This window comes from Nesterenkonia muleiensis (assembly GCF_003600155.1).
In the GTDB taxonomy this organism is placed as follows: domain Bacteria; phylum Actinomycetota; class Actinomycetes; order Actinomycetales; family Micrococcaceae; genus Nesterenkonia; species Nesterenkonia muleiensis.
Genome location: NZ_QWLD01000020.1, coordinates 1 through 12,226, shown reverse-complemented (window position 1 = coordinate 12,226; position 12,226 = coordinate 1). Strand labels below are relative to the sequence as shown.

At 64.6% G+C, this 12,226-nt stretch carries 11 protein-coding genes; 10 read left to right on the top strand and 1 reads right to left on the bottom strand.

From position 1 onward, the window contains the following. From DVO78_RS06865 to DVO78_RS06835, 7 genes are all read left to right on the top strand, one after another. On the top strand, window positions 1-1,864 hold a 1,864-nt coding region (locus DVO78_RS06865; RefSeq protein ID WP_420799066.1), incomplete at its 5' end, for a DNA glycosylase AlkZ-like family protein. A gap of 139 nt (window positions 1,865-2,003) precedes the next feature. After that, complete coding sequence (locus tag DVO78_RS06860) at window positions 2,004-2,624, top strand: VOC family protein (RefSeq protein WP_120004079.1); 621 nt, start codon at window positions 2,004-2,006, stop codon at window positions 2,622-2,624. Between the two features lie 9 nt (window positions 2,625-2,633). Continuing rightward, window positions 2,634-3,668: a pseudouridine synthase gene (locus DVO78_RS06855; RefSeq protein ID WP_120004078.1), complete on the top strand. Its 1,035-nt coding sequence runs from the start codon at window positions 2,634-2,636 to the stop codon at window positions 3,666-3,668. A 22-nt stretch (window positions 3,669-3,690) separates the two neighbouring features. Further along, window positions 3,691-4,305, top strand: a complete 615-nt coding sequence (locus tag DVO78_RS06850) for a DedA family protein (protein WP_120004077.1) — start codon at window positions 3,691-3,693, stop codon at window positions 4,303-4,305. 52 nt (window positions 4,306-4,357) lie between these two features. Beyond that, on the top strand, window positions 4,358-6,331 hold the full coding sequence (locus DVO78_RS06845) for a hypothetical protein (protein ID WP_120004076.1): 1,974 nt from the start codon (window positions 4,358-4,360) through the stop codon (window positions 6,329-6,331). Window positions 6,332-6,389: 58 nt separating this feature from the next. Next, entirely contained in the window at window positions 6,390-6,929 is a 540-nt protein-coding gene (locus DVO78_RS06840) for an NUDIX hydrolase family protein (RefSeq protein ID WP_120004075.1), read from the top strand. A 55-nt stretch (window positions 6,930-6,984) separates the two neighbouring features. Beyond that, entirely contained in the window at window positions 6,985-7,455 is a 471-nt protein-coding gene (locus DVO78_RS06835) for a hypothetical protein (RefSeq protein ID WP_120004074.1), read from the top strand. Window positions 7,456-7,652: 197 nt separating this feature from the next. On the opposite strand, the gene DVO78_RS06830 is transcribed toward DVO78_RS06835, so the two are convergent. Then, window positions 7,653-8,867: a sensor histidine kinase gene (locus DVO78_RS06830; protein WP_120004073.1), complete on the bottom strand. Its 1,215-nt coding sequence runs from the start codon at window positions 8,865-8,867 to the stop codon at window positions 7,653-7,655. Between the two features lie 95 nt (window positions 8,868-8,962). Between DVO78_RS06830 and DVO78_RS06825 the strand changes: the two genes are divergently transcribed. The 3 genes from DVO78_RS06825 to DVO78_RS06815 all read left to right on the top strand — a co-directional run. Next, window positions 8,963-9,685, top strand: a complete 723-nt coding sequence (locus DVO78_RS06825; protein WP_238385182.1) for a response regulator — start codon at window positions 8,963-8,965, stop codon at window positions 9,683-9,685. A 173-nt stretch (window positions 9,686-9,858) separates the two neighbouring features. Further along, window positions 9,859-11,097 (top strand): acyl-CoA dehydrogenase family protein, encoded by a 1,239-nt coding sequence (locus DVO78_RS06820; protein WP_120004072.1) that lies wholly within the window; start codon window positions 9,859-9,861, stop codon window positions 11,095-11,097. 260 nt (window positions 11,098-11,357) lie between these two features. Next, window positions 11,358-12,226 (top strand): IS1634 family transposase (locus tag DVO78_RS06815; protein ID WP_157983900.1); only part of this gene is annotated, 869 nt, incomplete at its 3' end.

The window sequence follows — 12,226 nt, the reverse complement described above, 5'->3', positions numbered from 1 at the left end:
GCTCGCCTCTCGGCCGGGTGCAGAGGCACCGGCCTTCACACCTCAAGCTGGTCCCGGCGGCGGTCACGCGCAGGCCCCGGACCTCACCGCAGAGGCATCCGCTGCTGAGCACGCACTGGTCTGGGCCGAGGAACTGGTATCAGCACAGCGTGCCATGCCGGTCACCGTCCAGGGCCAGCAGCGGTTCGCAGCGGTTGAGGATGCCGCACGGCTTCGCGATGGTCTCGGCGTCAACATCCCGCCGGGTGTGCCCCAGACCTTCCTGGAGCCGGTGGAGGATCCGGTCGGGGACCTGGTCAGCCGCTACGCCCGCACCCACGGCCCCTTCACCCCAGCTCAGACCAGCACCGCGCTGGGCCTGCCTGTGGCCGTGGTGGCCGAGGTGTTGACCAGGCTCACCCGAGACGCGCGCCTGGTGGAAGGGCGCTTCACCCCAGAGGCCGAAGCTGATGTCGAATATGTGGACGCGCAGATGCTGCGCAGGATCCGGCGCCGGTCCCTGGCCGCGCTGCGTGCGGCAGTAGAGCCCGTCCCCCCGCGAGCCTACGCGGAGCTGCTGGGCGAATGGCAGCTGACCACCAGCACCACCCAGGTCAGCGAACAGGCCGGACTGGCCGAGGTGCTCCGGCAGCTGACCGGACTGCCTGCCCCGGCCAGCGCATGGGAGTCATTCATCCTTCCTGCCCGGGTCAGTGACTACCAGCCCGCCATGCTGGATACCCTGCTGACCAGCGGAGAGTTCCTGACCGCCGGACATGGGGCACTCACCGGGCATGACGGCTGGCTGGCCTTCTACCCCGCCGAGGAAACCTCCCTGATCCCCTCCACACGCGAGAAGCTGACTCACGGAGGACTCGCCGACGAAGTGCTCGCTGTGCTGCAGCGCGGCGGTGCGTGGTTCCCCGAAGCCGTCTCCGCCCAGATCGAAGGTGCCACCGCCGAGGCTGTGCAGCACGCCATATGGGAACTCTTCTGGTCCGGACAGGTCCACCCTGACAGCTTTGCACCGGTGCGCACCTTCATGGGCGGCGGTCCCACCGCGCACAAGGCCAAACCTTCGGCCGCCCAGAACAGGCGCGTGACCCGGCGCACCGCACTCCGGCAGGCCGTGGCAGCGGCGCGCGGCACAGCGGCATCCCCCCAGGGAGCCTACGGGTCTGGCGGAAGATGGCAGCTGATCCCCAACCTGGAGACCGCGCCCACCGAACTGGCCCATGCCCGCGCCGAGATCCTGCTCGACCGCTACGGGGTGCTCACCCGGGGCTCAGTGGTCGCCGAGCAGACACCCGGCGGGTTCGCCGCGGTCTACAAGGTCCTCGCCGCCGCAGAAGAGGCCGGGCACATTCGGCGGGGTTACTTCATCGAACACCTCGGCGCAGCCCAGTTCACCGCCAGTGCCACCATCGACCGGCTGCGGGAGATAGCAGAGGGGCTTGAGCGCCAAGACGACCCCCATACCCCACACCTCAGCGCACCACGAGCGCTGGCGGCGACCGACCCCGCCAATCCCTTCGGCGCAGCCCTGGACTGGCCGGCAGCGCCCGCTGTAGAGGAATCCCGCACCGAACAGCCCGCCACCAAAGCGCGTCCGGGCCGCAAGGCAGGCGCCGTCGTCGTAATCTGCGACGGCGAGCTGCTGCTGTATATGGAGCGGGGCGGACGGACCATGCTGCTCTACGCCTCAAGCCAGCAGCTGATGGATGCCGCAGCCCATGTACTGGTGAGCTCTCTGCGGCGGGCCAGAACAGCACGACTCGCGGTGGAACGGATCAACGGCGAACCCGTACTGCAGCACCGGTTCAGTGAGTCACTCAAAGCCGCAGGGTTCCACTCCTCACCCTCGGGGCTGCGATTCACTCCCTGATCACCTCCCCCGCACCCGGGGCTGCCACCATCAATCCCCTGCTGCCAACAGTAATTCAGGGTCGGCGCGGGGATTCAGGGTGGCAGGGGCGGTCTCGTGCCGGCGCCGGCACCTGCCTCCATGAGCTACTCTTGGCCTCATGATTCTGTGTCTGCCGTTCTTGATGTTCCAGGGTCGCGCTCAGGAGGCCATCGACCACTACCTGGACACCTTTCCCGACGCCAAGCTCCTGGAAGTCCTCCACCACCCGGAGGGAACGGAGATCTTCGACCCGGCAGCCGAGAACGACGACGCCACCACCCCCGGTGCCCGATCGACCCGGGAGGAGACCGCCGCTGGCGGTGGGTCGTCCGAGGCGATTGAGGGGTCGGCGGACCGAAGGCTCGACGACACTGCTGCGATGGAGGCCGTGGTGGACTGGGAGAAGACTCTGGTGGCCACCGCGCAGCTGCGGGTCGGCGGACAGGTGCTGATGATCCAGGACTCACTGGTCAAGCAGGACTTCGACTTCACCCCCTCCATGTCGATAGCCGTGGTGGTGGACACAGCGGAGGAATTCAGCCGGATCACCGAGTCCTTGGCCGAAGCCGGGGAGTACCTGATGGAACCCGGTGACTACGAATTCGCCCAGAACTTCGCCTGGGTGAAGGACCGGTTCGGTGTGACCTGGCAGATCAATCATCCGCACGTCGCACCGGACCCCGAAAACCCGGACTCGGCCGCCAACGCTGCTCCGGCCAAAGCCCCTGAGTGGAGCTGACCCCACCCGGTGCCGCAGAAGTCCCCACTTCCGGTACGCAACGGCGTCAATGCCACTAGGCTGCGTGTCCCGCTGACCGGCCCCTGGTCCACCGTCCACGAGTATGTCCTGGAGACTTTCGGGCATATTGACCCTGCCGGCATCACTGCTCGATTCAGCAGCGGGGAGGTGGTGGACTCCGCGGGTGCCCCGGTGACTGCGCAGGCCCCGTTGGGCAGTGCCGAGTTCATCTGGTACTACCGCTCACTGCCGAAGGAGGCTGCGCTGCCGGTCACTGAGCAGATTCTGTTCGAGGATGACCACCTGCTGGCCGTGGACAAACCGCATTTTCTGCCCACGACCCCCGCTGGACGGTACGTGCAGGAATCGCTGCTGGTCAGACTGCGCAACCGGCTGAGCCTTCCGGAGCTGGTCCCAATTCACCGGCTGGACCGCGGCACGGCTGGAGTGGTGCTCTTCGCCAAGAACCCAGAGACCCGTGGTGCTTACCAGCTGCTGTTCGAAAATCGGAGGGTCTCCAAGACATACCAGTGTGTGAGCCTCCTCAACGACCAGCCCTACGCAGTGACAGACCGATTTCCGCTCACCGTGCGCAACCGGATCGAGAAGACCAAAGGGGTGGTGGTCAGCCAGCTGGTGTCCTATGAGGTGGCTGATTCCGGGAAACGCCCCCATGATCGACGGTTTCCAGCAAAAGGGCGGCGCCGCACAGACCCCGTCCCCGGACCCAACTCGTCATCGCGCATTGAGCTGATCGAACACGGGCAGAACAGGGCCGGCCGCAGTGTCGCACTGTTCAGGCTCACCCCGCACACCGGGAAGACTCATCAGCTTCGCGTTCACATGGCGATGCTCGGGCTGGGTATCCTCCACGACCGGTTCTACCCTGAGCTGTGGGACGACTCGCCCGATGACTTCGATGCCCCGCTGCAACTGCTGGCGCACAGCCTGAGCTTCACCGACCCGCTCTCGGCAGCGCCCCGCTGCTTCACCTCCCAGCGTAAACTCGTTGAAGCTCCGGTGAAGCCCACGCCGGCGGCCTGATCGGCAGGAAATAAGGGGGTAGATGGTCGAGCTGCACGACGAGTGGGGAGTCTGGTACCTGCCGCTGCAGGCGCTTTTCGTCGCCCTGACCGCGCTGATCCCCCCGTTCCCCTCGGAGGTGCTCGTCATCGCCTCCGGGGCCATGGCCTCCGCCGGGGCACTGTCACTGACCTGGGTGCTGATCGTCACCACACTGGGGTGCCTGGCCGGAGACCTGGTGGTCTATCTGCTGTTCAGGTATCAGCTGATCCGGGTGCTCTACCGTTGGCGCTGGGGCAGGCGGCTGCACCGTGGACTGCTGCGGACCTCTCTCCGGGCGGGCGGTGCCAGCACCTGGATCGGCCTGCTGCTGATCCGGTGGATGCCCGGCGGGAGGACAACCTCAATGGCCACCGCCGCCATGATGGGCCTCTCCGGTCCGCGAATCACCGCCCTGGCCGTGCTCGGCGCACTGATCTGGAGCTCCTGGCTGATCGGCTTAGGTTACATTACGGGAACAACTACCGGCTTACCCCCCTGGGCAAGCACTCTTATGGGCATAGGTATCGGTACGCTGGTGGGGCTGATCATTGCGTTACTGGTCACCAGGCGGCGTCGTAGACGACCCCTGGAACCCGGTGGCAGCACCGTCAGCTGAGTTCAGAGCCACAGAGCCGCCCAGTGCACAGGCGATCCCGAGGAGGCAGCCGTTGTCCGAGCCGACACACCCCGACTCCTCCGCGCCCGAACCCTCCCAGAGCAACTCCGTGGAAGCGGACCAGACCGAGACCGTCGAAGACTCAGCCCCGGCTCAGGAACAGTCCGTTGACGCCTCCGAAGGCCCCAGCTCCGAAGAGTCCTCGCAGCCCCCGGAGTCCCCCGCGCCGTTGAAGTCCGCCACGTCCGCAGACTCAGCAGACGAGGCTCGGGAGAGTTCGGACCAGACCGATGACGAGCTGCAGGACCAGCATGACAGTGCTTCCCCAGAGCACGGCCAGACCAGTTCGCAGGACGAAAACGACGCTGAGCACAGCGCTGAGCAGCAGGATCAGTCCCAGCTGACAGCGCAGGCCGAGCCGCCGGACCGGAGGACCGGAGTAGCACCCATCACCGACGTCCCCTCAGGACCGGAAAAGGGCCTGGGCGGTTTCCTGGACACTTTGGATGAGCGGGCCAAGAACTGGTGGTCGACATACCGGATTCGTCAGGCCCGGAAGAAGGCGATGACAGCCAAAGCTGCCAGCGCACAGCCTGCCGATGCCCCCGCGGGGGACTCCCCCGAGCAACCTGAGCCGGCGACCACACCGACCGGTGCGCCCGCACGCCACCGTGCCCGCCACAGCAGCAGCGGTCCCGCACCACTGGCCTCCCCCAGCGACTCGCCGCGGATCGGGCTGCCCAAGCCGCCCCCTGTAGAACAGCGTCCGGCCGATCAGCTCTTCACCGGCGCCATCCCGATCCTGGAAACCGGGGAGGACGGCCCGCCTCCCCCAGCAGATGAGACGCCCAGGACTCCCGAGGCGGCTCAGGCCGATGACCCAGCTGAACAGACCACAGTGCTGCCCGCCTACCGCGGCGATCAATCAGTGCAGCCCGGATTCCCAGTCGCCCGCCGCGAACTCGATGACCAGCGCCGGCGCACAGTGATCGCTCAGAAGGCCGCGGCTATCGAGAAGGCCACCACGGAGCCCGCACCGCTGCCCTATGGCGGGTCCGGCTACATCGGCGCGCACTATCCTCCGCAGTCACCAGAGTTTGCCGACGACGAAGAGGACCTCTATACCTACATCCCGCCCTACAATCTGCCCTCAAGGGACGCCGACCCCGAACCCACCCGGTGGGATCTGGCTCGACGGGTCTTCGTCAGCCTCGGCGCACTGGCCTCAGTCCTGTCGACCATATGGATGCTCGGCTGGTTCGGCTCCCGCGAGGAGAACCCAGCGATCCCCTCACAGAACGGACTCCAGGAGGTCCATGCCGAGGGGTGGTTTTCTGGCGAGCACGCGTTGCTCTCTCCAGATCACAACTGGTATTGGATCTGGCCGCTGATCACCCTCACCCTGGTGGCCCACGCCATCTACCAGTGGACAGGCTCCCAACACTCCACACCTCGCCAGCAGCGATCCGGATGGTTGGTGGGCACCGCATCATGCCTCATGCTGGTGATGACCACCGCACTTCACGCGGGGATATTCACCCTGGCACTGCTCAGCGCAGCAGTCATCGCTGGGGTGCTGACCCAGGCCATTCGCCAGTTCAACCTCTACACTGCGCGGTCCGATACAGAGCGCCAGCTCACCGATGACGTTGTCGGACTCTTCTACGGGTTCGCACTGATTCAGACGATGAGCGCACTCTCCGTCTGGCTGACCCACCGTGGCTGGGAGGTCCCCGGCGTCTCCGCCACGTTCTGGGCAATGGTCGGGCTGCTGCTGTGCATCTGGACCGCAGCGTTCTATTCCATGACCGAACGCGGCCGGATCACCATCGCCCTTGGGCTGGCCTGGGGTCTGTTCTGGCTGGTCTTCCCCCGCATCCTGGGAGAGGTCACCAGTGTCTGGATAGCCCTGGCCGCAGCCATGGGCGCCTTCATCGTGATCTTGTGCACCCAGTCCCGGCGGTACAGGATCAATCACGCCGAGCGCCGAGCTGCCATGGGACGCCCGTTGGAAGACATCATCTGAGAACAGCTGGTCCTGCGCTGGCGCAGTACAGGCCGCACCAACATGAGACGATGGGAGTATGTCCGTACGCACCCCAGACCCCAACCCCGGTTGGCTCAACGATGAGGACCTCTACGAAGCCCGGCGTCGCCTCCCTATGGTGTACGTGGAAGCCATCCCCGTGCGGCTGGACGCACTGGGCTACGTCACCGAGATCGGCCTGCTCTACTCCGCTGACGACGATGGTCACTTCTACCGCACCGTGGTGTCGGGCCGGGTGCTCTACCGCGAGACCATACGTGCCGCGCTGATCCGCCACATCGAGAAAGACCTCGGATCGCTGGCGCTGCCGCTTCTGCCGGCATCGCCGGCGCCCTTCACCGTCGCCGAGTACTTCCCCTATCCCTCGGAGACCGGTCTGGTGGATGACCGGCAGCATGCGGTCTCGCTGGCCTACATCGTCCCGGTCAACGGCGAGTGTTCGCCGAGGCAGGATGCTCTGGAAGTCTCCTGGCTGACTCCGGAGCAAGCACTGGCCCCAGGGGTGCAAGCAGAGTTCCTCGGCGGCCGTGAGCAACTGATCCGCCAAGCACTCGCGCATGTAGGACACACCCAGTGAGCGAGCACGGACTCCGGCATAGCCGCGAGGATCCGGAGGGAAGCGAGCGAACGCCATGACAACCCCCGCTCCCGAAAAGACCACCTCACGCCGGCGCTCCAGCAGTGGGAAGTACCGATCGATCCGCCCACGGCCACGGCTGCGTCTCGGTGCTGTGGGGTGGACAGTCTCATGGTTGGTGCCGACCGCGCTGATGGGGGCGCTCCTGCTGAGTCTTTCCTTCGTCCCCGGGCTCGACAGCGCAGGGTACCTGACCCCACTGATCCCGCTGCTGGCCGTAGCCGCCGTCGCGGTCGGGATTCCGGGAACGCTGCTGGTCAGTTGGCTGCTGCGGCACCACCTGAATCCGGTGGTACATGTGCTGGGCTACGTTCTGGTGGGGCTGCTCTACGGACCCGTGGTGCTTTTCGCCGGAACTGGCGGCCTGGTGCCGATGCTGATCCCCATTGTGGGCTTCCCTGCGGGTGTGCTGCTGGGGGCCGGCCGGTGGATCGCTCAGCCGCTCAGCCGCGCAGAGACTGTGTGATGGGCTCGGGCGGTGCCGTTCCCACCGCCCGAGCCACAGGTTGGAGGAGTCTGTCTGGAGCCGTTGCACCGAAACTCCAGGTGCCCACATCAACCTGTTGCGGAGTGCATGTTTTCAGCACTTCACCCATAGATTCTGTTGCCTGATGCGGCACCTGCCTAGTCAACTTTTGTCTAAACTTTGCCTCGCAGCGGTGATCAGGCCTTTTTCACGCCAGTGATGCGGACATGCCAGCGCCCCTGAGCATCGGATCCTGCGTCACAGGCCCCGCCAAAGGCCTGGGCACGGTCTCCCACCCCGATGAGCCCAGTCTCTGAGGTGCCCCACGAAACAGCGCGAGGGGAAGTCTTCTGGACGGTGTTGGTCACACGCATCTCCACATACTCACTGCCGACGTCGATGGTGATCCAACAGGTAGCGCCCTCCCCACCGTACTTCGCTACATTCGTCGTGCACTCCTGCAGCATCCGGTACAGCGCAGCGCTCACCGACCGGGAGATGGTGTCCAGGTCTCCGCCGCAGACACGGTGGGTGGTGATGCCCAGACTTTCCAGCCGGTCCGCGAATGCCTCTACGCCCCGCCGAATGTCGAGCTCGCTGGCTGAGGACAGCGGGCCTGTGTCATCGTCCACGATCTTCTCATCCTTGAGCAGCGCCAGCATTCTGCGCAGGTCATTCAGCGCTGCCCTGGAGGAGTCCCCGATGATCGTCACCGCCTCACGGTATGCCTCATCGGTGTCCTGCATCCGGGCCGCGCGGGACTGCATAGCAATGATGGTGATGTCATGGGCCACGATGTCGTGCAAATCTCTGGCAATCGATTTGCGTTCGGCCGCCTTGGCCCGCCGGTGAAGCTCCTGGGCCTCTTCGAGGTCACGGGCAGACTGCAGTCTGGCGTGGGTGGCCTGCCGGAAGGAAGCACCGATCCCGTAGGCGACCAGCAGTCCCAGGCTGACCCCGAGAAAGAGAAAGGTGCCGGCGGTCGCATCAGCTACTGTCGCGCCGAGGGCACCTGCCCAGAGGATCACGACTGCCAGAGCCCCACGGCGGAATGGCTTGGTGGTGGTCACCGCGGCCAAGCCAACCAGAAGAAGCGCGAACACCACCCAGTAGGCGATTCCGTCGGCGAACAGCGCCATGATCAGGATCCCCAGCCCCGCGGCCACCGCATAGGTCACGCAGACCCACAGCAGGATCACACATCCCACCGAAATCACCCCGGCGACAATGAGCCCCAGAGGCGACCTCTCACTGATCAGGACCTCATAGAAGACATCAACACCCAGGGCAATGCCAAAGACCAGGGTGACCACTACCAACAACCACTTGTTCAGATCCCGGCAGGACCAAAAGCCACCGGACTCGAAGTCTTCAACAACTGTCGAGACAAGCTGACGAGCTGATGCGGGCATGTTCCTCAGTCTAGAACGCCGGGCACCAAGCCGATGGGGAGCAGTCAAGAGGCTTTCCAGAGAAAAACGAGCCGATGCACTTAGAATTGTGCATCATGACCATGGGCTACCAACGCACTGACGCTGATTCGGTGGTTTCCGTGCTCGTACCTGTGCGCGTTCTCGTCGTGGACGACCATCCGTTGATGTCAACCGCCCTGCGCACCTATGTGGACTCATCACCGGGCTTGGTGTGCGTCGGAGAAGCCCGTAACGGCGAGGATGCCGTACAGATCTGCGAAGAGCTTCGCCCAGATGTGGTGATCATGGACCTGCAGATGCCCACTATGGACGGAATAGCCGCTACGCGCGCAATTCGCGAAGATTTCTCCGAAATCGCCGTGCTGGCAGTGACCACCTTCTCCACCGAACGGTATGTCATCCCAGCTCTGCGTGCCGGGGCCGGTGGGTACATCGTCAAAGATGCCGAGCCGGAGGAGATCATCGACGCTCTCCACCAGGTCCACGAAGGGCTCGCCCCGTTCTCCCCAGCTGTTGCTCACCAGTTGATGGTCTCCGTGAAGAACAACCCGTCCCAAGTGGCCACCGCCCTGGAGCGGTTCCCCGAAGCACCCCGCATTCCCGCCCGTGAGCTCGAAGGGCTGAGCCTGCTGGCCAAAGGGTGCCGCAATGCTGAGATTGCCGAAGAAATGACGATCTCCGAGGCCACCGTCAAGGTCTACATGGGCCGCCTGATGCAGCGCCTGAAAGTCCGCGACAGGGTCCAGCTGCTCATCCGCGCCGTCGAGCTGGGCCTCGTTGAGCCGTCCTTGGACTGAGTTGTCCCGCTGGCGGGCAGAGCCCGCTCAGCTCTCGGCGAGCTCACGCTCGCCATCACGCCTAAAGAACTGTCCCGCTGGCGGGCAGAGCCCGCTCAGCTCTCGGCGAGCTCACGCTCGCCTCAGCACTCCGCTCATACCCACCGTTGTGACCATCGGGTAACATGTGTTCCATGACACAAGCTCCGGATTCCGTGCCTGATCCTGACTACCAGATCACCGTTCCCCTCGACCTCGACTACTACGGGGTGTTCGCCGACCTCCCAGAAGCTGACTCACTGTGGTGGAAGAAGGCCCGTGAGTTCGGTACCGGGCTCGAAGAGCGGATGACCGGCCACTGGGAGCGGGCCGAGTTCCCGACCGACTTACTGCGCGAGGCTGGTGAACTGGGCCTGTTCACCGACGGCGTCGATGTCTCTGAGATCGGCCTGGAGACCCTCTCCCCCATGGCTGCGGGCCTGGTCAATATGGAGACGTCCCGTGTAGACGGTTCCCTGGGCACCGCGCTTGCCGTCCAAGGCGGGCTCGCGCTGCGCACCCTGGCATTCTTCGGCTCCGAGCAGCAGAAGTCCCAGCACTTCGCCGCGCTGGCCTCCGGCGAGACTCTCGGCGCCTTCGCACTGACCGAACCCACCCATGGCTCGGATTCCGTCTCCCTAGAGACCACTGCCGAGCTGCATGGGGATGAGGAGTCCGGCCACTATGTGCTCAACGGTGCCAAGAAGTGGATCGGCAACGGTGCCTCCGGCGGCATCACCTTCACCTGGGCACGCATAGTCGGCGGCGAGCACGAGGGTCAGGTCCGCTGCTTCCTGGTGCCCCAGGAGACACCTGGATACCGGGCAGAGGTGATCGAGCACAAGGCCTCACTGCGCGCGATCCACCAGGCGCTGATCCAGTACCACGACGTGAAGCTCCCCGCCGATGCCATACTCCCTGGCGCGAAGTCCTTCAAAGACACCTCCACGGTCCTGTTCGCCACCCGGCTGGGAGTGGCCTGGTCAGCAGTCGGGCACGCTGCGGCCTGCGTGGAGACCGCCCTGAGCTATGCGAAAAAGCGCAAGCAGTTCTCCAAGCCGATCGGGGCCCACCAGCTGGTGCAGGAACGGCTGACCTTCATGGTCTCAGAGCTGACCAGCATGCAGTTGCACGTCAAGCATGCCACCGAGCGGGATATGGCAGGAGAGCTCACCGGTCCGCAGGCGTCCATGGTCAAGTATCACAACACCCGCAAAGCCCGGCAGATCGCCCAGGTGGCACGGGATATGCTCGGTGGCAACGGGATCCTGCTCACCAACAAGGTCGCCCGGCATATGGCCGACATCGAGGCCATCCACACCTATGAGGGCACAGAGTCGGTGCAGTCACTGATCATCGGCCGCGACCTGACCGGCTTCTCCGCCTTCGCCTGATCCCAGGGTACGGCGGCGTTTCGCCCAGGACCTTTTGGTGGAGATGCTGGAGCACAGCCCTGTCGTCATCGTGGAGGGAGCCCGTGCTGTCGGGAAGATCCGGCTGGCCAAAAAATCTCGTCGAATCAGGGCATACAGGCGCCCGCTGGACCCGAGTTGGTTCTTTTTGAGTGGTTAGGCGATTCAGTGCCTGTGCATCGGCTTGTTTCCGGGGTTCTGGGGTTGATCTTAGGCACTAACGTTGTGGCTAGACTGCCTGTGTGGGACTGTTCGTCAGGAAGGTACGCACCGGGGCGAAGGCCAAGGCGACCACGGCGGTGCAGCTGATGCGTACCTCGCGTGGAGTACAGCAGGTGATCCAGCATTTCGGCTCAGCTGCCGATGAGGCTTCAGTAGCGTTGCTGGTCGCTGAGGCAGAACGGCGCAAGGCCGAGATCCTCGGGGCCCAGCAACAGGTATTTGAGCTGCCCGGCCTTGACGTTCCTGCCGCGACTGGGGCCACTGATGATGGTTCTGCTGCGCGGATGGCAGGGACAGTGGCCCGGGTGCTCTACGAGAGTCTGGGCGGGGTCTATGAACGCATAGGTTTCGGGGCCGCTGTGGGTTCTGAGGTATTCAAGAAACTGGTGATCGCCGGTCTGGTCGAGCCTTCATCGAAGCTGCGGGCTATCGGGGTGCTTCAGTCACTAGGGATCGAGGAAGTGCCCTCGTACTCGACGATCAAACGCCACTTGCACCGGGCTCAAGACGAGAATTGGCGGGATGCGGTCTGCAGTGCTGCTTACCGTTTCGCCGCCTCTGATGGTCCGATCTCGCTGTGTCTTTATGATGCCACCACCTTGTACTTCGAAGCCGATGAGGAAGACACCTACCGGCGACCCGGGTACTCCAAGGAGCGTAAGGTCGACCCGCAAGTGGTGGTGGGGCTGTTGGTCGATCGCACCGGATTCCCTTTGGAGATCCATTCCTATCCAGGAAACACTGCTGAGGCCACCACGATCATTCCGGTGCTGGAGTCCTTCAAATCCCGTCACCGGATCGAAGACATCGTGGTGGTCGCTGATGCTGGGATGCTCTCCCAGGCCAACTGTGAGGCCCTCGACGAGGCTGGGTATCAGTTCATCATCGC